We start from the raw sequence: 20348 nt of genomic DNA, 5'->3' as shown, positions 1-20348 counted from the left end.
GGGCTATTGTTTATCGGTAGCGGCGTGGCTGGCCGGTCTTATCCGGTTGCCTGCAAGTCCTTCGCTGCTTCCTCGTCGAGCTGGGCGGCCCGCTTGTAGGCCGGGCGGTCGGTGAGGTGGGCCATGTAATCGAGAAAGGCCGGGCGTTTTTCGACGGTGCCGAAATGCAGGCCCCAGCCGATATGCGCGCCGACATAGACATCCGCCGCCGTGAAGAGATCGCCGGCGATGAAGCGGTTTTCGCTGACGGCCCGCTCAAGCGTATTCATCACATCCGCATAGCTGCCGCAGCCGGCCATGCGCAGCTTCTCCTTGGGCACTTCGAAACCCATCGCCTTCATGCTCGCCGCCATTTCCAGCGGGCCTGCGGCAAAGAACATCCAGCGATAATAAAGCCCGCGCGCCTTGGGTGTGGGCGCAAGGTTCGCGCCGGGAAAGGCATCGGCGAGATAGGCGCAGATCGCCGCCGCCTCGGTGACGATGGTATCGCCGTGTTTGATGGCGGGCACCTTCGCCATCGGATTTATCAGCCGGTAGGCGGGCGATTTCATCGAGGTCTCGAAGCCCAGTATTTCCGTTCGGTAAGGAACGCCCACTTCCTCAAGCATCCATCGCGCGATGCGTCCGCGCGACATGGGGTTGGTGTAGAAGATCAATTCACTCATGCTTTTGCCTCCCCAAGCAAAATCGCCGAAGCATCATGGGAAAACCGATGAGGATTTCGCGCCTGCGCTTCGCATTTTTAAAGTTCGCAACATCCTTCGCGTGTTCCCTAAGATCGCGCCGATGCTCCGATGAACGTTTGACTGTGCCGGGCAAGTTATGTGCAAGTAGATGCTGTTTAAGCTTTGTCTTATTGTTGTACTGGCCGCAGCACGCGGAATCGAAGTCTGCGCCTAGTACAACGGCTAATCAAGATACTGTGAACAAAAAAGAAAACCCGGCGCTGAGGCCGGGTTTTGAAGTCGCTGGGAAGGCCGGCTTAAGCCGCCATTGCCTTCTTGAGGTTTTCGTCGATCTTGTCGAGGAAGGCGGTGGTGGAAAGCCAGGGCTGGTCCGGTCCGATGAGGAGCGCCAGATCCTTGGTCATGTAGCCGCTTTCGACGGTGTCGACGCAGACGGTTTCGAGCGTTGCCGCGAACTTTGCCAGTTCCGCATTGTCGTCCAGCTTGGCGCGGTGGGCGAGGCCACGGGTCCAGGCGAAGATCGAAGCGATCGAGTTGGTCGAGGTTTCCTGACCCTTCTGGTGCTGGCGGTAGTGGCGCGTAACCGTGCCGTGCGCAGCTTCGGCTTCGACTGTGCGGCCGTCCGGTGACAGAAGAACTGAGGTCATCAGGCCGAGCGAGCCGAAGCCCTGCGCAACCGTGTCGGACTGCACGTCGCCGTCATAGTTCTTGCAGGCCCAGATGTAGCCGCCGGACCACTTCAGCGCGGAAGCGACCATGTCGTCGATCAGGCGGTGCTCATAGGTGATACCGGCTTCGTCGAACTGCGCCTTGAACTCGGTCTGGTAGACTTCTTCGAAGATATCCTTGAAGCGGCCGTCATAGGCCTTGAGGATGGTGTTCTTCGTGGAGAGGTAAACCGGCCACTTGCGCATCAGGCCATAATTCATGGAGGCGCGGGCGAATTCGCGGATGGATTCGTCGAGGTTATACATGGCAAGAGCCACGCCAGCGCTCGGGGCATCGAAGACGTCCTTTTCGATGACCTGACCGTCTTCACCGACGAACTTGATGGTCAGCTTGCCCTTGCCGGGGAACTTGAAATCGGTTGCCTTGTACTGGTCGCCGAAAGCGTGACGGCCGACAACGATCGGCTTGGTCCAGCCGGGAACGAGGCGCGGAACGTTCTTGCAGATGATCGGCTCGCGGAAGATGACGCCGCCCAGAATGTTGCGGATCGTGCCGTTAGGGCTCTTCCACATCTGCTTCAGGCCGAATTCCTCGACGCGGGCTTCATCCGGGGTGATGGTGGCGCACTTGATGCCGACGCCGTGCTTCTTGATGGCGTGCGCCGCGTCGACAGTGACCTGGTCGTTGGTGGCGTCGCGGTTTTCAACCGAGAGATCGTAATATTCGATGTCGAGATCGAGGTATGGCAGGATCAGCTTGTCCTTGATGAGCTGCCAGATGATACGGGTCATTTCGTCGCCGTCGAGATCGACGACCGGATTGGCTACCTTGATCTTTGCCATGAATTCCTCACCTTCGAAGCTGTGGCGTCTGATAACGCCGGTATTCGGAAAAATATCCGGTGCGGCTATAGCATTGCGAGCGTCTGAGGCAAAGCCATGGGGGGCGCTTTTTTGGCGCAGCGCAATAACGCTTTGCGCATTGCCAAACCATAATGCCGGAATACAGTCAGGCGAATCGCTTCGCCCGCCTTCGGGCCTATCCCGGGATCACATCATGCGGAATATTCTGCTTCTGACTGCCGCCGTCCTCTTTTCCCACAGCGCCCTTGCTGCCGGGCCCACCGATCCCGTCCAGAAGGTGATGGATATCACTGTCAAGAACTGGTCCGGCGATGCGGAGAACTGGAAATACATCTTTGATGAGGACATGCTGACCAGCCTGTTCAGCAAGGATTTCGTCGCACAATATCACGAAGCGTCCAAGAAGCCGGCCTACGAGGCAGAAAGCGGGGAGAAGGGTGATCCCTTCGGCTACGATGTCGTGACCAACTCCCAGGATGGCTGCCCGCTGCAGGAAGTTTCAGTGACGGCCGGTGCGGTGAAGGACGGCGTGACTGACGTGACGGCGAAATTCAAGCTCTGGGCCTGCATGGACGAGGCGGAGATGAAGGCGACGGTTGACGAAGTGCATTTCGACGTCGTCGAGGAGGATGGCCGGCCGGTCATCAGCGATATTCATCGCGTTGGCGACGAGGGTAGGGATTCGCTGCGCGAAGAGATGGCGACGATCATCAAGGGCGAGCAATAAGGGGCGTCTTGCCAGCGGGGTGAAGCCAGGCTTTCTCCGCGCCGGCTTTGATTTTGGCGCCGATCTGTGCCAGTGAAGCGCGCTTTAGCGCGTCGGGCTGAAAATCGATGCGACGCTTCAACACACGGACAAAAGACGATGGCAGGCACAAACAGCGATCTCGAACTTGTGGCGGAAGGCCCCGCGATCATTCTCGTCGAACCGCAGCTCGGCGAAAATATCGGCATGGTGGCGCGGGCCATGGCCAATTTCGGCCTGGCCGAATTGCGTCTGGTCAATCCGCGTGATGGCTGGCCGAGCGAGAAGGCGCGCGCCGCGGCCTCCAAGGCCGATCACGTCATTGACGCCACGAAGGTATTCGAGACGCTGGAAGAGGCGATCAAGGACCTGAACTTCGTCTATGCCACGACCGCGCGCGAGCGTTACGGTTTCAAGCCGGTGCGTGCGCCCGTCACCGCCGCCGATACCCTCAGGGCAAAATTCAAGGCTGGCGAAAAGACCGGTATCCTCTTCGGCCGCGAGCGCTGGGGGCTGACCAATGAGGAAGTGGCGCTGGCCGACGAGATCGTGACATTTCCGGTCAATCCCGCTTTTGCCTCGCTCAATATCGCACAGGCCGTGCTTTTGATGTCCTATGAATGGATGAAATCCGGCATGGACGATCTGGGAGAGACGCTTTTCCAGTCCGTCGAGCAACGTCCTTCGACCAAGGAACAGGTTTTCGGCCTGTTCGAACATATCGAGGAAGCGCTGGATGCGCGGGGTTATTTTCATCCCGCTGAAAAAAAGCCGAAAATGGTCGACAATCTGCGCGCCGTGCTGTCGCGACGCGGGTTTTCCGAGCAGGAAATCAGCGTTTTCCGTGGCGTGATCAATTCGCTCGACCGCTTTCCACGGCAGTGGCCGAAGCAGGCGGGAAGGGCAGCGGGGCCGTCGGCCGAGGGAGCAGGGGAGAATGCTGAAGACGAGTGAGGCGGCGGCCGATGTGCTGAAACCGGTACTGGTGTTCGATTCCGGCATTGGCGGGCTGACCGTGCTGCGTGAGGCGCGGGTGCTGATGCCCGAGCGCGGCTTCATCTATGTGGCCGACGATGCGGGTTTCCCCTATGGCGGCTGGGAGGAGGAGGCGCTGAAGGCGCGCATTCTCTCGCTCTTCGACAAGCTGCTGGACGAATATAGCCCGGAAGTCTGCATCATCGCCTGCAACACCGCCTTCACGCTCGCTGGCGCAGATCTTCGCGCCCGCTTTCCGCAGATGACCTTCGTTGGCACTGTGCCCGCCATCAAGCCGGCGGCGGAGCGCACCCGCTCGGGCCTCGTTTCGGTGCTGGCGACACCGGGCACCGTCAAGCGCGCCTATACGCGCGATCTCATCCAGTCCTTCGCCAGCCAATGCCATGTCCGCCTCGTCGGCTCTGAAAACCTGGCGCGCATGGCGGAAAGCTGGATCAGGGGCGAGCCGGTTTCGGATGAGGCTGTGCTTGCCGAAATCGAACCCTGCTTCATCGACAGCGAGGGAAAACGCACGGATATCGTCGTTCTTGCCTGCACCCATTACCCCTTCATGGCCAATCTGTTTCGCAGGCTGGCGCCATGGCCGGTGGATTGGCTCGACCCCGCCGAGGCGATTGCGCGGCGCGCGCGCCACCTCGTGCCGCTGCCGCAGGATGCGGAGCATCCGGATGGTTTCGATTTTGCCGTCTTCACCTCCGGCAAGCCGGATTTCGCCACCCGGCGGCTGATGCAGGGTTTCGGTCTCAGCGTTTCGGCGGCCTGAGCGCCTGTTGCATTTTTGCATCTGTTTTATCCGTCTTTTGCAATTCGAGATTGCGACCACTTGTCGCGCCGGATTTCTTGTGTAAGATGCATCTTGTCTGTAACCGCTATAAATGGAGGCGTGGAATGACCAATGACATCAATATGCGCCTTAACGGCATGTCAGGCCTTTCCGGCATGATTATCGGCGGTTATGTGACCCGAGGCATCTCCCTCCGATAAGGCTTAAAGCCTGATTTCCCTGCCGTTTGGCATTTTCACTTCGTCCGACATGTGATCGTGCGTCCGCGTGGCCCTGCTGCTGCGTCCGCGCTTCCGGCATGTCGTTTTCCATCGATAAAGGACCTGGCCGCTTTGCCGCGCCGGGATGGATTTCCCATGCAGAAAAATCAACCATTGGTAGCATATGCGCTGCCGGATGCGGTCGATCGCTTGTTCGTCACATTCGGTGTCTGGAAAACCCTGAAAGCGGTTCTCATTGCCGCAGTGGTGCCGCGTGCACCGCCGACCGATCCTGCCGATCTGCCAGAGCGACTTCTGGTCGATATCGGCCTTGACCCCTCCCGGGTGAAGCGGCGGCGGGATTGGGAGGTTCCTTACTGGGCGCCCCGGTTTTGATTGGCAAAGGCCTCTCCGGCGAAAAACGTCGGGGCGGCCGCCGCATCTCTGCCGTTACGTATTGTATAGCGATGCGATACAGGATACGCTGTTCCTATGATCGTCAGTTTCCGACACAAAGGGCTAGAAGCTTTTTATCGTTCCGGGACGACGAAGGGTATTCAGCCTGCCCATGCCGCCAAGCTTGGCCGAATACTAACCTTGCTTGAGGTTGCGGCAGGCGCTCCCGATCTTAATCTTCCTGGTCTCAAACTTCATCCGTTAAAGGGTGATATGAGGGGCCACTGGTCCATATGGGTGAATGGAAACTGGCGTGTGACGTTTCGATTTCTGGATAGCGACGTCGAACTTGTCGACTATCAGGACTATCACTGAAGGGAATTGTTCCAATGATGAAATTTCCTGTTCATCCCGGTGAGTTGTTACGGGAGGAGGTTATTGCCGCACTTCAGCTTTCCGTAACAGACGCTGCTGAAAGGCTTGGAATGTCGCGCGTAGCGCTTTCTCGGGTCTTGAACGGACGGGCAGGAGTGAGCCCAGACCTTGCCTTACGGTTGGAGCGGGCAGGGGTCAGCACCGCGCGGGCATGGCTTGCCATGCAGTCGAATTACGATCTCGCACAGGCGATGAAACGCGAGCAGCCGCCCGTTCGTCCGTTGGATGACAGGGCGGCATAATCTTCGAAGATTTGGCTTGATACCTTCTGGTTTTGGTGGCTTGCTCCTAAAAATCAGATAGGGAGATTCATCATGCCGCTGGAGAACTGGCTGGCCTTCGTGGCCGCATCCGCCATCATGCTTGCCATTCCGGGACCGACGATCCTGCTGGTGATTTCTTATGCGCTGGGTCATGGCCGCAAGGCCAGCACGGCGACGGTGACGGGTGTGGCGCTCGGTGATTTCACCGCGATGACGGCTTCCATGCTCGGGCTCGGCGCGCTGCTTGCCACATCGGCGGCGCTTTTCACCGGGCTGAAATGGATCGGTGCGGCTTACCTCATCTATCTCGGCATCAAGCTGTGGCGTTCGCCGGTCAGCGGCGAGGGTGCGGAAGGGACGGGCGTGACCGGCCGCGAAAGGCCGCTCAAAATCTTCCTGCATGCCTATATCGTCACCGCGCTGAACCCGAAGAGCATCGTGTTCTTCGTGGCTTTCCTGCCGCAGTTTCTGGTGCCGACATTGCCCTTCTGGCCGCAGGTGCTGATTTTCGAAGTCACATTCCTGGTGCTTGCCACGGTGAATGCGGCGCTTTATGGACTTCTGGCAAGTGCCGCCCGCAATACGATCCGCAAGCCGAAGGTTCAGCGCATCGTCAACCGCACGGGCGGCGGTCTCCTGATCGGCGCCGGTCTCGTTGCCTTCGGCTGGAAGAGGGCGGTTTCGGCGTAAAGCCCCTCAAACATCAGAGGTGTCGGTCGCCTGAAATTCGGACATAACAAAATGGCATTGCCGCATATTCTTCTCGCCCTGATCACCGTGTTTTTGTGGGGCTTCAACTTCGTTGCCATCAAGATCGGGGTCGCGGACATGCCGCCCCTGTTCCTGACGGCGCTGCGTTATCTCTGTGCGGCCGTGCCTCTGGTATTCTTTCTGCCGAAACCGAATGTGCCGTGGCGGCATATGATCGTATACGGCATGGCCATGGGTTTCGTGCAGTTCGGCCTGCTTTATCCGGCCATCAAGCTCGGTCTGCCTGCCGGGCTTGCGTCGCTGGTCATGCAGTCGCAGGCCTTTTTCACGCTGGCGCTTGCCGTGCTGTTTCTCGGCGAGCGGCGTTTGCCTTCGCAGGTCGTCGGCGCGGTCATCGCTTTCAGTGGGCTTGCGGTTATCGGCGTGGAGCGCATGACGGCTGCGGCTCTCGTACCGCTTCTGATGGGTATCGGCTCGGCGATTGCCTGGGCCTGCGGCAATATCGTCAACAGGCGTATCGGCCAGGTGAACGCCGTTTCCTTTGTTGCCTGGACTAGCTTGGTGCCGGTCCTGCCGCTGGCGGCGCTTTCGCTGGTGGTGGAAGGGCCGGGTGCGATTGCCGAGGGCCTTGCCAACGCAACGGCAATGACGGCTTTCGTGTTGGTCTATATGGCCTATGGCGCTACCATTGTGGGCGCGGGCATCTGGAGTTATTTGCTTCTGCGTTATCCGGCGGGAACCGTGGCGCCCTTTTCGCTGTTGGTGCCGGTGATCGGTTTCGTCAGCGCCTATTTCGCTTTTGCGGAGCACATCACCGTCTTCGAGGTGGTGGGCGCGGCGCTGGTCATTCTGGGGTTGATGCTCAACGTCTTCGGGCGGCGTATCGCCTTTTCCTGGTTTCGGGGTCGGCCCGCATAGGCTGAATATTGAATTGCCTGTGCATTATCGGGATGCGGCAGACGCAACCGGCGATTTTTTGGTAAAGAGCATGTTCGGCCGCCGCCAGGGGAATCGGCCGGATGACATGCAGCACGAGGAATGGAACATTGCAGGTCGGCATCGACATGGGAACCCTATCGGGCGGGCAGCAGGCCAAGCTCGATATCGAGGAATTGCTTGCGACGCGTTTGCTGGTGCAGGGCAATTCCGGTTCCGGCAAGTCGCATCTGCTGCGCCGGCTGCTTGAGCAATCGGCGCAATGGGTGCAACAGGTCATCATCGATCCCGAGGGCGATTTCGTCACGCTTTCCGACAAGTTCGGTCATGTGGTGGTGGATGGCGAGCGTACCGAAGCGGAGCTTGCCGGCATTGCCAACCGCATTCGCCAGCACCGCGTTTCCTGCGTGCTGACGCTTGAAGGCCTCGATATCGAGCAGCAGATGCGGGCCGCCGCCGCCTTCCTCAACGGCATGTTCGATGCGGATCGTGAATTCTGGTATCCGGTGCTTGTCGTGGTGGACGAGGCGCAGATGTTTGCGCCCTCCGTCGGCGGCGAGGTGACCGAGGATGCGCGCAAGGCGTCACTTGGCGCCATGACCAATCTGATGTGCCGTGGGCGTAAACGCGGGCTTGCCGGCGTCATCGCCACCCAGCGCCTTGCCAAGCTTGCCAAGAACGTGGCGGCGGAAGCCTCCAACTTCCTGATGGGCCGCACCTTCCTCGATATCGACATGGCGCGCGCGGCCGACCTGCTCGGCATGGACCGGCGGCAGGCGGAAATGTTCCGCGATCTGCAGCGCGGCAATTTCGTGGCGCTCGGCCCGGCGCTGTCGCGCCGGCCGCTTCCCATCGTCATCGGCCCGGTGGAAACCTCGGCGCGTTCCTCTTCGCCGAAGCTGATGCCGCTGCCGGATGCGCCTCAAGATGTCGAAGACCTTATTTTCACGCCGGATCCGGAAGAGTTTACCCGGCCTGCCGTGCGCCGCACACCGCCAGCACCACGCCCGACCACGGATATTCTGGCCGAACTCTCCCGTTCCACGCCTGCTGCCGTCGGTCCTTCACCCGAGCAGCCGCGAAGCGGCCAGCCGGAGATGACGCCGGAGGAGCGTGAGGAGAAAATCGCGACGGTTCTCGTCGAAATTCTCGACGATCCGCAATCGGCCTATCGAACCGATGCCGTGCTTTATCAGGATTTTCTGGTGCGCGCCCGCATGCGCCGTATTCCCGGCACGCCGATGACGCTGCCGGAATTCCGCCGACAGGTGGCGATTGCCCGCTCCGGCGTGGATGCGGCGATGGCGGCCAGCGAAGGCTGGGAAAAGGCGCTGGAACTGTCGACGTCGGTTTCCGACGACCTTCAGGGTGTTTTCCTGCTGCTGGTCAAGGCCGCTCTCGGCGAGGAGCCTTGTCCGTCGGATGCTCGCATCGCCCGCGCCTACGGCACCCATTCCGCCCGCCGCGCGCGGCGGCTGCTTGGTTATTTCGAGGAGAAGGAGCTTGTGGTGGTGCATGCCGATTTCTCCGGCAAGCGCATCGTGGCGTTTCCCGATCTCGACGCGAAGACCGCGCCGGGTGACGCGGATGCGGCAGAGGACGATGCGCGGCTCGCGGCGGAGTAGTCGTTATTCCGTCAGAATCCGCACGACGAAGCTGATCGTTGTGTAGAGACCGACGAGGCTTAAAGTCAGTACGCAGACAAGAACGGCTATGACAAGTGCCGAGGCCAATCGGTGCGGCCGTTGATAGGGGCGGGTGCTGACATCCGTTTTTACGGGAGCGACCCGGGAGAGCTGCGCCGCCGTCCATCCGCTGCGTTCGAATTCCGGCGAGGCGATAAATTCCGCCAGATGCCGTTGCCGCCTTATGGAAGAGGGCAATTGCGCCAGAAAGCGCTGCGGTTCTCGCCGGTTGCTTCTCGACAGGAATATATCGATCGCTTCCCTGAAACGTTCCTCGCGCGCGCCGGAGCAGAACAACATGCGCCCCGCTTCAACGAGATCGTTCATCTCGAGCAGTACTTCGCCGTATTTTTGAAAGAGCGCCAGATCGACTTCAGGATGGCTGAGCCTGCCTTGAAGGATTTCCTTCGCTCGCCAGAGTTTCTGTTCGGAAATGGCTTGGTCAACGGGTTCAAAGGTCATTTTAAAGCAATGAATTGGAAGTTTTTAATATTTTTAAAATAGATTTTGGTCTTGGTAGTAATAATGCAGATTATAGGTTTCAGCATCAAAAAAGAAAGAGGAGGCGTCATCGCCTCCTCAATTTACTGACAAACCTGCTCACTCTCGACGTCATCCTTGGGCTTGTCCCAAGGATCTAATCACGTTTAATAAAATCGAGACGTTGCAGATGCTCGCGACAGGCCCGAGCATGACGGAAGAGAGCTTTCAGGACTTTGTCAGTGGTACGAGGAGGCGTTTCCGCCTCCTCGTCGCATATTCTTATTCGATGGCCTTTGCTTCCTTCCGCGTTGCGATCAGCGAACCGATGATGCCGGTTGCGAGGATGGCGACCGTGACGCCGAGTGAGACGGCGGGCGGGATCTTGGCGATGCCGAGCATATCGGCGACGAAGATTTTCGAACCGACGAAGACCAGAACCGCAGCCAGCGCATATTTCAGATAAGCGAAGCGGTGGATCAGGGCGGCGAGCGCAAAATAGAGGGCGCGCAGGCCGAGGATCGCGAAGATGTTCGAGGTGTAGACGATAAACGGATCGGTGGTGATCGCGAAGATCGCCGGGATCGAATCGACTGCGAAGATCAGGTCGGCGATTTCGACCATGATGAGCGCCAGGAAGAGCGGCGTCACGAAGGTCTTGAGTTTGCCGGTGGCCTCATCGGTTTCCTTGACGAAGAATTTCTCGCCATGCAGCCTATTTGTCACCGGAAGGTGACTGCGCAGGAACTTCAGGATGCGGTTATTGCCGATATCCGATTCATCGTGGTCGGACGAGAACAGCATCTTGAGGCCGGTGAAGACGAGGAAGGCCGCGAAGAGATAAAGCACCCAGTGGAAGTTTTCGACGATGGCCGCGCCGCCGGCGATCATGATGCCGCGCAGGACGATGACGCCGAGGATGCCCCAGAGCAGCACGCGGTGCTGATATTGGCGGGGAATTGCGAAATAAGAGAAAATCATGGCGATGATGAAGATATTGTCCATCGCCAGGCTTTTTTCGACCACGAAGCCGGTGACATATTCCATCGCCGACTGTTCGCCGGACTGGTACCAGATCCAGCCGCCGAAGGCCAAGCCGATGGCGATATAAAAGCCCGACATCAGCAGGCTTTCACGAACGCCGATTTCCTTGGAGTTCTTGTGCAGCACGCCGAGATCGAGCGCGAGCAGGCCAAGGACGAGAGAAATGAAGACAGCCCACATCCATGTGGGGGTGCCGAGAAAATCCGTCAGGAGAAATTCCATCAGTCAACCTTTAGCCGGACGAGGTTGGCTTTGCGGATGGGGAACGTGCGTGAAGAATATACGTGGGCCCCAACCTAAAGAAACTCGACATCACGTGTTGTCCGGTAACACGCCAGAGGGGCCCGAGTTCTGATCACGATGGAGAGATGGGTGGGCGCTCAGGCTTTTCAAGGGCAGGATCGAGAAAAAAAGCGGCAGGCGTTGTTTGACAAATTTGTAAAACGTGTTTAGAAGCCGCCCCAACGCCGGGCAGTGATGTCCGGTGTGTTTTGTTGACTGCCTTGCAGTGTAATAGCTGACGTTCGGCGGTCAATATCACCGACATGTCCCGTGGTTTCTCCATTTGCATGTGAGAAGCCTGTCAGAGGCCCTGAAACGGGCTTCAGAGGAGGGCGTGTTTCCTTGAACCGGTTTGGCAACAAACCGGCATAACCTTTTGAGAAGGAAATACGATGAGCAAGCGCGAATCGGCTAAGTACAAAATCGACCGCCGCATGGGCGAAAACATCTGGGGCCGTCCGAAGTCCCCGGTAAACCGCCGCGAATACGGCCCGGGCCAGCACGGCCAGCGCCGCAAGGGCAAGATGAGCGACTTCGGCACGCAGCTGCGCGCCAAGCAGAAGCTCAAGGGCTACTACGGCGAACTGCGCGAAAAGCAGTTCCGCGCCACCTTCGACGAAGCAAACCGTCGCAAGGGTGACACTTCCGAAAACCTCATCGGCCTGCTCGAGTCGCGTCTGGACGCCATCGTCTACCGCGCCAAGTTCGTTCCGACCGTTTTCGCATCGCGCCAGTTCATCAACCATGGCCACGTCACGGTTAACGGCGTTCGCGTCAACATCGGTTCTTACCGCTGCAAGCCGGGCGACGTTATCGAAGTTCGCCAGAAGTCCAAGCAGCTCGTAACCGTTCTGGAAGCCGTTCAGCTCGCTGAGCGCGACGTTCCGGACTACATCGAAGTTGACCACAACAAGATGGTTGCGACCTACGCCCGCGTTCCGGCTCTCTCCGACGTTCCGTACCCGGTCGTCATGGAACCGCATCTGGTCGTCGAATTCTACTCGCGTTAATCGACGCGTTTCAGTATTCAGGAAGCCGCCCTTCGGGGCGGCTTTTTTGTTTGCGGGGAAGGCTTTGCATGCAGGACATTCAGGCGATCGTCGATTCCATTTACGACAGCATGGCGCCGAGGCTCGGTGAGGGGAAGGTTGCGGATTACATTCCCGAACTTGCCAAGGTCGATCCCAACCAGTTCGGCATCGCCATCACCACCGTCGATGGAACCACCTATACGGCCGGCAATGCGCTCACGCCGTTTTCGATCCAGAGCATCTCCAAGGTCTTCATGCTGACGCTGGCGCTTGGCAAGGCGGGGGAAACGGTGTGGAATCGGGTGGGGCGCGAGCCTTCAGGCTCTTCCTTCAATTCCATCGTCCAGCTGGAGCACGAGCACGGAATCCCGCGCAATCCCTTCGTCAATGCCGGTGCTATCGTGGTCACCGATATCGTGCTTGCCGGCCACCAGCCGCGTGAGGCTATCGGCGAGCTTTTGCGCTTCGTTCGTTATCTCGCGGATGACGATACGATCAGCATCGACGATACGGTGGCGAAATCCGAGCAGGCGACGGGGTTCCGCAATTTCGCGCTCGCCAATTTCATGCGCTCCTTCGGCAATCTGCACCATCCCGTGGAATATACGCTCGGCGTTTATTTCCATCAGTGCGCGCTGTCCATGACCTGCGCGCAGCTTTCCCGCGCCGGCCTCTTCCTCGCCAATCGCGGCCGCAATCCGCTGACGGGGCATACGGTCGTCTCAGACCGGCGAGCGCGGCGCATCAACGCGCTGATGCTGACTTGCGGCCATTATGACGGATCGGGCGATTTCGCCTATCATGTCGGCCTGCCGGGGAAGAGCGGTGTGGGCGGCGGCATCATGGCGGTGGCGCCCGGCAACGCGTCGATTGCGGTCTGGTCGCCGGGTCTCAACAAGGTCGGCAATTCGGCGCTCGGGTCACAGGCGCTGGAAATGCTGGCGACGAAAACCGGCTGGTCGGTATTCGGGGCTTGATATTGCCGGCGGATGGGGGCATTGCCTGCATTAAGAACGGCAGTCGTGCCGGAGCGAGCTGATGATGAACATTCTCACCAAGATCGATGACTTTGTAGATCGGGCTGGGGCCGACCGGATCGGGGCGGATCAGGACGCGCCCGAAGAAAACGGCAGCTCGCATCCCCTGTTCGACAATGCACCGCGTTCGGTTTCCTTCAACAAGCTGCGCAAGCGGCTGTTGCGCAATGTGCGCCAGGCCTTTGAAGATTTCGGCATGCTGAATGGCCAGAAGCGCTGGCTTGTCGGCCTTTCCGGCGGCAAGGACAGCTATGGGCTGCTGGCGCTGCTGCTCGATCTGAAATGGCGCGGCCTTTTGCCAGTCGAACTTGTTGCCTGCAATCTCGATCAGGGTCAGCCGAATTTTCCAAAGCACGTCTTACCGGAGTATCTGGCGAAGATTGGTGTGCCCCATCGCATCGAATATCGCGACACCTATTCCGTGGTGAAGGAAAAGGTGCCGTCCGGCGGCACTTACTGTTCGCTCTGTTCGCGGCTCAGGCGCGGCAATCTCTACCGCATCGCGCGGGAGGAGGGTTGCGACGCGCTGCTGCTCGGCCATCATCGCGAGGATATTCTCGAAACCTTCTTCATGAACTTCTTCCACGGCGGCCGGCTGGCCGGTATGCCGGCTAAGCTTTTGAATGACGAGGGCGACCTGATGGTTATGCGCCCGCTTGCCTATTGCGCCGAAGAGGATATGGCGAAATTTGCGGCGGCGATGGAATTCCCGATCATTCCCTGCGACCTCTGCGGCTCGCAGGACGGGCTTCAGCGCAATGCCATGAAGGAGATGCTGGCCGACATCGAACGGCGTATGCCCGGCCGCAAGGACGTGATGCTGAGGGCGCTTGCCCATGTCAATCCGTCGCATCTGCTCGATCCTAAGCTTTTTGATTTTTCGGCGCTTTCTGTCACCGGGGCGTCACCTGAAGAGCGTAGGGAGGCCAACTCCCCCTTATGAAGAAGTGCCCCGCCCGATGACCCTTTCCGACAAAGATATCGACTTCCTCGTTTCCACCGTTGCCGCTGCCGGCGCGAATGAAATTCTTCCCCGCTTCCGAAACCTGAGCGCCGGTGCGATCTCCGAAAAGACCTCGGCCGTCGATCTCGTCACCGAGGCCGATGTTCTGGCGGAAAAGGCGATCACCGCTGCTCTCCTTCAGCGATTTCCGAAGGCCCATATCGTCGGCGAAGAGGCCTATGAGGCGGACCAATCCGTCATTCCCGCACTTGCCGATGCGCCGCTTGCCTTCGTGATCGACCCCATCGACGGCACTTTCAATTACGCTTCCGGTTTTCCCGCTTTCGGCACGCTGCTTGCGGTCACCGTCAGGGGCGAGACGGTGGCGGGCATCATCCACGATCCGGTGATGGGCGATACCATCGTTGCTTTGAAAGGCGAGGGTGCGTTTCTCAACCGCAGGAACGGTTCGCAGGCGAAGCTAAGGGTTGCCGATCCCGCGCCATTGTCCGATATGGTCGGCATCTTTTCCTGGGGCCACAGCCATCAGGATCGCCGTCCGGTGATTGCCGCCAATATGGCGAAGATCAAGATGGCGCTGTCGCTCAACTGCTCGGCACATGAATATTGGCTCGCCTCGGCCGGCAAGCTGCATTTCATCGGCCATGAAAAGCTGATGCCGTGGGATCATCTCGCCGGCGTGCTCATTCATCAGGAGGCGGGCGGTTACACGGCCCGTTTCGACAATACGCCCTATCGGCCGGGGCAAACGGAGGGCGGCATCCTGTCCGCTCCCGACAAGGAAAGCTGGAAGATGCTGCGATGGGAAATCGTCGCCTTATAAGATCGCGCTCAAATAGAAGGATATCGCCCATGGCTATCGAACTCGACATCGCCTCTCTTGCCAATGCGCTTCAGGAGGCGGCGGCAGTGGAAATCCTGCCGCGGTTCCGCAATCTGGGCGAGGGCGATGTGCGGATCAAGACCGAGGCGATCGATCTCGTCACCGAGGCCGACGAGGCCGCCGAGCGGCTGATCCGCGCCCGTGTGCAGGAAATCATGCCTGATGCACTGTTCATCGGCGAAGAGGCGGTGGCGGCGGATGCCTCGCTGCTCGGCAAGCTTGCCGATGCCGATCTTGCCGTGGTGGTCGATCCCATCGACGGCACCTATAATTTCGCTTCCGGCCTGCCGCTTTTCGGCGTGATGATGAGCGTCATCTCCAAGGGCGAGACCGTTGCCGGCCTGATCTTCGATCCGATGGGCAATGACTGGGCGATTGCCGAAAAGGGTTCCGGCGCGTGGCTTTGCAGCGCCGACGGTTCGCAGACGCAGATGTCGGTCGTGCCGGCCCCGGAATTGTCGCAGATGGTCGGCATCGCCAATACCGGCTATTTCGACGTGGAGACACGGCGCAAGATCCTGACGAACCTCGCCGATGTGCGGCTCTTCACCAGCTATCGCTGCGCGGCGCATGAATATCGCCTGTTCTGCGGCGGCCACATGCATTTCCTGATGTATAACAAGCTGATGCCCTGGGACCATCTGGCCGGCACGCTGCTGTCGCAGGAGGCGGGCGCCTATGCGGCGCGCCTCGACGGCTCGCCCTATCTGCCGCGCCATTTGGATGGCGGGCTGCTGCTCGCGCCGGATCAGGAGACGTGGGAACTGCTGCGGGAGAAGATTTTTACGGTTTGAGGTGGTGTTGTGTAAGGGACAGGGCGGAAAGGCTTTTGCCCGTCATGCCGGGCTTGATCCGGCATCCAGTAGCCGCGCGTCTGCGTGGCGGAAGACTCTTCTCAGCCCAAAGACTTGGGCTGGCTGGAGCCCGGATCAAGTCCGGGGTGACGAAATGCGTATGACGTGAACCAATCAATAAAAAGGGCGCGGAACAGAATTCCGCGCCCTTTCATTTTTCCATCGTCCCTCAGCGGGTCGGCTTGTTATGCGCCTGAAACAGCACGCCCTTTTCACCGATCAGCACGAAGATGAGGCCGACGATGGAGACGGCGAAGAAGCCCGCCACCATGGGCAGCGCCGTGCCGTCGAAAGACTGGCCGATGGCCGCGCCGATCAGCGAGCCGCCGACGGTTCCCATGAAGCCCATGACGGACGATGCGGTGCCGGCGACGTGGCCGAGCGGCTCCATGGCGAGCGAGTTGAAGTTCGAGCCGATCCAGCCGAACTGGAACATGGCGAGCGCAAAGAACACGATGAAGATGGCGAAAGGCATCGGTTCCGGCCCCAGCACCTGCACCAGCAGCCAGACGAAGGTGATGGCGATGAAGCCGAGCAGTGAGCCGTGTGACAGCTTGCGCATGCCGAACCGGCCGACCAGCCTTGCATTGACGAAGGAGGAGAAGGCCATGAACAGCGCCACGCCCGCAAAGGCCGCCGCAAACCATGCGCCGAGCCCGTAAATGCCCTTATAGACTTGTTCGACCGAGTTGATGAAGCCGAACAGCGCCCCGAAGATGAAGGTGCTGGAGAGCGTATAGCAGAGCGCGATACGGTTGGTGAGCACGATCTTGAAACCGCCGAGGATGGAGCTTGCGGTCAGGGGGCGGATATCGTCCGGATGCAGGGTTTCGGGCAGGCGGAAATACATCCAGGCCGTTACCACGGCGGCAATGGCCGCCATGAAAGCGAAGATCAGGTGCCAGTCACCGAAAAACAGCACGATCTGGCCGGTGCCGGGCGCAATGACCGGCACGACCATGAAGACCATCATGATCAGCGACATGACTTCCGCCATCTGCCGTCCGCCATAGATGTCACGCACGATGGAGACCGTGATGACACGCGTGGCCGCAGAACCGATGCCCTGAATGAAGCGCAGCGCCAGCAGCCCTGAGAAGGACGGTACGAAGACCACGGCAATGGCTGAAACGATGTAGATGGCAAGCCCGACGAACATCGGCTTGCGGCGTCCGAAACGGTCCGAAATCGGTCCGTACAGAAGCTGGGCGATGCCGAAGCCGAGAAGATAGGCGGAAATCACATATTGGCGGTGGTTTTCGTTTTCGACGCCGAGCGAAGCGCCGATTTCCTGAAGACCCGGCAGCATGATGTCGATTGCGAGCGCGTTCAGCGCCATCAGCATCGCGGCAAGCGCGATGAATTCCGTGCGCCCCATCGAGCCTGCGCGCGAAGCGGTGGATTGTGAAAGATTTGTCACAGGATTGCCCCAAAAAGAACGGCAAAGGCGTTGCATGAAGCAACGCCTGGCATAAATTTCTGACAATCAGGGTGGGCCGGATGAACCGGCCGAAATCAGGCCGCGCCGCGGACGCTGATACCCTGTTCTTGGAAGTGGTTTTGAAGTTCGCCGGACTGGAACATCTCTCTTACGATGTCACAGCCGCCGACGAATTCGCCCTTGACGTAGAGCTGCGGGATGGTCGGCCAGTTGGAGTAGTCCTTGATGCCCTGGCGGATATCTGCATCGGCAAGCACGTTGATGCCCTTGTAGTCGACGCCGAGATAATCGAGGATCTGTACCACCTGGCCGGAAAAACCGCACTGCGGAAATTGCGGGGTGCCCTTCATGAAAAGAACGATGTCGTTGCTCTTCACTTCGCTGTCGATCATGTCGTGAATGCCGCTCATAGGCCTATTCCTTTCACATGCGGTTCAAGGCCGCTGCTTTCTGTTTGTTCCTAAATAACATGTCGTGGCGCGATTTCCACCCGGAAAGCGTAAAAAACTGCGGGTGTGGCATCGCTGATTGCGGGTCGAAACTCCGGCTACCAGCGCGTCGTTCTCTTCGGGTAAGAAAAGTCGAGAACGATTTTTCCTATCCGCTCCCACCGTCTGAAGACTGATTGTATCAATACACCTGTTTCGCCTTCCCAAATATCGAATTCGCGAGTGTTATCGAACGTTATGGCTCGCCTGCCGCTCGGCAACGAGCAATCGTCCTCACAGTCAATCTCCATTTCGCTATAGAAACTGTTCACTTCAATATCGAGAATTAACTTTGGACTTTTCTGGTCTACCAGGCGGCAGGTGTTGCCGGTTTTGCAGAAGGCTGTGCCGGATATCCGATCAGTACCATCAAGCTCCACGACGAAGCCGATCTTGATCTCTTTGCTGCTCTTAACCTCTGCGGCACCTTGTAACGATCCCGAAATCGCCAGTAGTAAAAAGGCGGGAAGCAGGGGGAGGCGATACATCATCGATATCGTTGTCTGCTGCGGGCGGCGGCCGTGCGTCTTTTGCTCACCTGCTTCTTGGCTGGCTTGGGTTTGACGGCGGCGTTGATCGCGGCTTCCAGAACCGAGCCGACGATGCCGCCGGCAAGCGAGCCGGTGCTTTTCGTCCGGCGCGCCCGCCGGGTTTTGCGGATGCCGGTCTTGGTGAGGATTTCAGACAGTGCGCCCTTGACGACGCCGTTGAGTACTTGATCGACGATGCCAGACAAATTTCCCTCACCGATAAATAAATCACATTTCCGTCGCGATTTTTACTATACGTGCATCGCCCGCTGTATCAAGCGATCCTTTCGGGTGTCTCTAGCGCGGTTTTGCTTTTCTCCGAAACGCAAAAGCGCACTATCTCTTTGTTTTTACGCATTGTCTTAACGTAAAAGCGATTCCGCTTTTACTGGAAATGCTCCGGCCGAAGGTTCATGCATGCCAGCCGTCAAGTCACGACTTGTTCTTTATTTCCCCGGTTTCGATCCGCTCGATGCGGCCGCCCATCATCTGCGTTACCAGCGGGCGGCGGCGCTGGCCGGCAAGACATGGGATGTCGACTATGCCGTGGGGCCGCTGGAGAATGCGCCCGGGGGCGAAACATTCACGGTGGAGGCCTCGGCGGGCGACTGGCGGACGCGCTCCGACATTTTCGTTTACGACCATAATGCGGTGATATCGCAATTGCGGGATGCGCCCGTCTGGCGGCAGATCTGGCTCGGTTTCAAGGCCGGAGCCGGCATCATCGCCGAAGGCGGCGCGGCGCGTTACTTCCGCCACGCCTGGCGTTTTGGCCTGTTCTTCATCTTTCCGTTCCTGCTGATGCTTGTCGGCGGTGCCCTTGCGGCGGCTATTGCCCTGTCGCCCTTAATTTTCGCCTTACCTCTCTGGCTCTTGGCGATCAGCCTTCCCGCCGCCGCGCTGTTTTTCGTGAAGGCTTTCCTGCCGTTTGCGGAGCGGTTTCACACCCTGCATCTTTATGCGGACTGGCGGTTCGCGCTTGCGGTCGGCCGCGATGAGCCGATTGCCCGTGACTGGATCGAGGAGAGGGCGGCACTTGTTCTGACGGCGCTGGAGCAGCCCGCGGATGAGGTTCTGGTGGTGTCGCACAGCATGGGCGCCAGCCTTGCGCTCGCCGTGATCGGCCGTGTGCTGGAGCTGAAGCCGGATGCGCTGGATGGCCGGAAACTGTCCTTTGCGACCTTGGGCGGCGCGGCGCTGCAATGTGCGTTCCTGTCGAGCGCGGACCGGCTTCGCGAGAGCGTCGGTTCGATTGCGCGTCACCCGGAGGTGACATGGTTCGATATCCAGTGCCTGACCGATCCGATTCATCTCTACCGGTGCAATACCGTGGGCCTGACCGGTCACAGGGATGCGCCGCAGCCGAAGATCGTGCCGATCCGTTTCAAGCATTCGCTCTCGCCGGACCGTTATAAGAAGAACAAGCGCAACTTCCTGCGCATGCACCGGCAATATGTGCTGGGGCCGGACCGCAGATCCGGTTACGATTTTACCCTGCTGACGGCGGGGCCTTTGCCTGCCGCCTCCTTCGCCGCTCTGGATTCGCAGACGCCGCCCGCCTTGTAAGCGGCGCTGATCCATTCGGCCGGACATGAAAAAGGCCCGCGTGAGAGTATCACGCGGGCCTTGATTTATTCCGCAGGTTTCACGCTCTGCCGCAGGCGGGACAGAGACGGTTTGTTGCTGGAACCGCTTTCACGGGCGCAATCATTCGGGAGCCGAGGTCTGCAGGGCAAGGGCATGCAGAACGCCGCCCATATTGCCCTTCAGCGCGTCATAGACCATCTGGTGCTGCTGCACGCGGGTCTTGCCCTTGAATGCTTCCGCAACGACTTCCGCCGCGTAATGATCGCCATCACCGGCCAGATCGCGGATCGTGACCTTTGCCCCGGGAATTCCCGCCTTAATCATGTCTTCAATGTCGCCGGGTTTCATGGGCATGATG

Annotated in this window: 24 protein-coding genes; 15 read left to right on the top strand and 9 right to left on the bottom strand. The window is 59.2% G+C overall.

Annotated elements, in window-relative coordinates; genetic code table 11:
• Positions 1-38 precede the first annotated feature (38 nt).
• Both ACQZ60_RS09310 and ACQZ60_RS09305 read right to left on the bottom strand, forming a co-directional pair.
• The gene (locus tag ACQZ60_RS09310; RefSeq protein ID WP_020811594.1) at positions 39-665 is read right to left on the bottom strand and encodes a glutathione S-transferase family protein; all 627 of its coding nucleotides are present in this window, start codon (positions 663-665) and stop codon (positions 39-41) included.
• A 317-nt stretch (positions 666-982) separates the two neighbouring features.
• Positions 983-2197 (bottom strand): NADP-dependent isocitrate dehydrogenase, encoded by a 1215-nt coding sequence (locus ACQZ60_RS09305; protein ID WP_448735131.1) that lies wholly within the window; start codon positions 2195-2197, stop codon positions 983-985.
• Positions 2198-2411: 214 nt separating this feature from the next.
• On the opposite strand from ACQZ60_RS09305, the gene ACQZ60_RS09300 reads away from it, so the two are divergent.
• The 9 genes from ACQZ60_RS09300 (at position 2412) to ACQZ60_RS09260 (ending at position 9309) form a co-directional block, all read left to right on the top strand.
• Entirely contained in the window at positions 2412-2945 is a 534-nt protein-coding gene (locus ACQZ60_RS09300; RefSeq protein WP_448735130.1) for a hypothetical protein, read from the top strand.
• A gap of 138 nt (positions 2946-3083) precedes the next feature.
• Positions 3084-3917, top strand: a complete 834-nt coding sequence (locus ACQZ60_RS09295; RefSeq protein WP_003520414.1) for an RNA methyltransferase — start codon at positions 3084-3086, stop codon at positions 3915-3917.
• Entirely contained in the window at positions 3901-4722 is an 822-nt protein-coding gene (gene murI, locus ACQZ60_RS09290; RefSeq protein WP_020810462.1) for a glutamate racemase, read from the top strand. The genes ACQZ60_RS09295 and murI overlap by 17 nt, the downstream gene beginning before the upstream one ends.
• A 377-nt stretch (positions 4723-5099) precedes the next feature.
• Positions 5100-5339: a hypothetical protein gene (locus tag ACQZ60_RS09285; RefSeq protein ID WP_035236761.1), complete on the top strand. Its 240-nt coding sequence runs from the start codon at positions 5100-5102 to the stop codon at positions 5337-5339.
• Positions 5340-5435: 96 nt separating this feature from the next.
• The gene (locus tag ACQZ60_RS09280; protein ID WP_020810459.1) at positions 5436-5714 is read left to right on the top strand and encodes a type II toxin-antitoxin system RelE/ParE family toxin; all 279 of its coding nucleotides are present in this window, start codon (positions 5436-5438) and stop codon (positions 5712-5714) included.
• Positions 5715-5728: 14 nt separating this feature from the next.
• Positions 5729-6016 (top strand): HigA family addiction module antitoxin, encoded by a 288-nt coding sequence (locus ACQZ60_RS09275; protein ID WP_020810458.1) that lies wholly within the window; start codon positions 5729-5731, stop codon positions 6014-6016.
• Between the two features lie 72 nt (positions 6017-6088).
• The gene (locus ACQZ60_RS09270) at positions 6089-6727 is read left to right on the top strand and encodes a LysE family translocator (RefSeq protein WP_304981340.1); all 639 of its coding nucleotides are present in this window, start codon (positions 6089-6091) and stop codon (positions 6725-6727) included.
• 51 nt (positions 6728-6778) lie between these two features.
• Positions 6779-7666: an EamA family transporter gene (locus ACQZ60_RS09265; RefSeq protein WP_448735129.1), complete on the top strand. Its 888-nt coding sequence runs from the start codon at positions 6779-6781 to the stop codon at positions 7664-7666.
• A 128-nt stretch (positions 7667-7794) separates the two neighbouring features.
• Entirely contained in the window at positions 7795-9309 is a 1515-nt protein-coding gene (locus tag ACQZ60_RS09260) for a helicase HerA domain-containing protein (RefSeq protein WP_448735327.1), read from the top strand.
• 3 nt (positions 9310-9312) lie between these two features.
• On the opposite strand, the gene ACQZ60_RS09255 is transcribed toward ACQZ60_RS09260, so the two are convergent.
• Both ACQZ60_RS09255 and ACQZ60_RS09250 read right to left on the bottom strand, forming a co-directional pair.
• On the bottom strand, positions 9313-9831 hold the full coding sequence (locus ACQZ60_RS09255) for a hypothetical protein (RefSeq protein WP_448735128.1): 519 nt from the start codon (positions 9829-9831) through the stop codon (positions 9313-9315).
• Positions 9832-10131: 300 nt separating this feature from the next.
• Positions 10132-11115 (bottom strand): TerC family protein, encoded by a 984-nt coding sequence (locus ACQZ60_RS09250; protein ID WP_142779390.1) that lies wholly within the window; start codon positions 11113-11115, stop codon positions 10132-10134.
• Between the two features lie 452 nt (positions 11116-11567).
• Here ACQZ60_RS09250 and rpsD point away from each other — a divergent pair, with 452 nt between their 5' ends.
• The 5 genes from rpsD to ACQZ60_RS09225 all read left to right on the top strand — a co-directional run bounded on the left by rpsD (position 11568) and on the right by ACQZ60_RS09225 (position 15884).
• On the top strand, positions 11568-12185 hold the full coding sequence (rpsD, locus tag ACQZ60_RS09245) for a 30S ribosomal protein S4 (protein WP_003520423.1): 618 nt from the start codon (positions 11568-11570) through the stop codon (positions 12183-12185).
• Between the two features lie 68 nt (positions 12186-12253).
• Complete coding sequence (locus tag ACQZ60_RS09240) at positions 12254-13183, top strand: glutaminase (RefSeq protein WP_003520424.1); 930 nt, start codon at positions 12254-12256, stop codon at positions 13181-13183.
• 61 nt (positions 13184-13244) lie between these two features.
• Positions 13245-14186 carry a tRNA 2-thiocytidine(32) synthetase TtcA gene (ttcA, locus tag ACQZ60_RS09235; RefSeq protein WP_448735127.1) on the top strand — a complete coding sequence of 314 codons (942 nt, stop codon included), beginning with the start codon at positions 13245-13247 and terminating at the stop codon, positions 14184-14186.
• Between the two features lie 16 nt (positions 14187-14202).
• Positions 14203-15030 carry an inositol monophosphatase family protein gene (locus ACQZ60_RS09230; RefSeq protein WP_448735126.1) on the top strand — a complete coding sequence of 276 codons (828 nt, stop codon included), beginning with the start codon at positions 14203-14205 and terminating at the stop codon, positions 15028-15030.
• A gap of 29 nt (positions 15031-15059) precedes the next feature.
• On the top strand, positions 15060-15884 hold the full coding sequence (locus tag ACQZ60_RS09225; protein WP_448735125.1) for an inositol monophosphatase family protein: 825 nt from the start codon (positions 15060-15062) through the stop codon (positions 15882-15884).
• Between the two features lie 229 nt (positions 15885-16113).
• Here the strand turns inward: ACQZ60_RS09225 and ACQZ60_RS09220 are convergent, their stop codons facing one another.
• The 4 genes from ACQZ60_RS09220 to ACQZ60_RS09205 all read right to left on the bottom strand — a co-directional run bounded on the left by ACQZ60_RS09220 (position 16114) and on the right by ACQZ60_RS09205 (position 18609).
• Complete coding sequence (locus tag ACQZ60_RS09220) at positions 16114-17322, bottom strand: multidrug effflux MFS transporter (RefSeq protein ID WP_142780179.1); 1209 nt, start codon at positions 17320-17322, stop codon at positions 16114-16116.
• A gap of 137 nt (positions 17323-17459) precedes the next feature.
• A complete protein-coding gene (gene grxD, locus ACQZ60_RS09215) occupies positions 17460-17795 on the bottom strand; it encodes a Grx4 family monothiol glutaredoxin (RefSeq protein WP_003520429.1) in 336 nt (111 codons plus the stop codon).
• 137 nt (positions 17796-17932) lie between these two features.
• A complete protein-coding gene (locus tag ACQZ60_RS09210) occupies positions 17933-18364 on the bottom strand; it encodes a hypothetical protein (protein WP_448735124.1) in 432 nt (143 codons plus the stop codon).
• A complete protein-coding gene (locus tag ACQZ60_RS09205; RefSeq protein ID WP_003520431.1) occupies positions 18361-18609 on the bottom strand; it encodes a hypothetical protein in 249 nt (82 codons plus the stop codon). Before ACQZ60_RS09205 ends, ACQZ60_RS09210 begins: the two co-directional genes overlap by 4 nt.
• 211 nt (positions 18610-18820) lie before the next feature.
• Here ACQZ60_RS09205 and ACQZ60_RS09200 point away from each other — a divergent pair, with 211 nt between their 5' ends.
• Positions 18821-19969, top strand: a complete 1149-nt coding sequence (locus ACQZ60_RS09200) for a hypothetical protein (protein WP_448735123.1) — start codon at positions 18821-18823, stop codon at positions 19967-19969.
• Positions 19970-20110: 141 nt separating this feature from the next.
• On the opposite strand, the gene ACQZ60_RS09195 is transcribed toward ACQZ60_RS09200, so the two are convergent.
• Positions 20111-20344, bottom strand: a complete 234-nt coding sequence (locus ACQZ60_RS09195; protein ID WP_003507909.1) for a BolA/IbaG family iron-sulfur metabolism protein — start codon at positions 20342-20344, stop codon at positions 20111-20113.
• Positions 20345-20348 lie beyond the last annotated feature (4 nt).

This window comes from Agrobacterium sp. 22-223-1 (assembly GCF_053522385.1).
The sequence above is the reverse complement of the archived record's forward strand: the minus strand, read 5'-3'. Positions and strand labels throughout refer to the sequence as shown.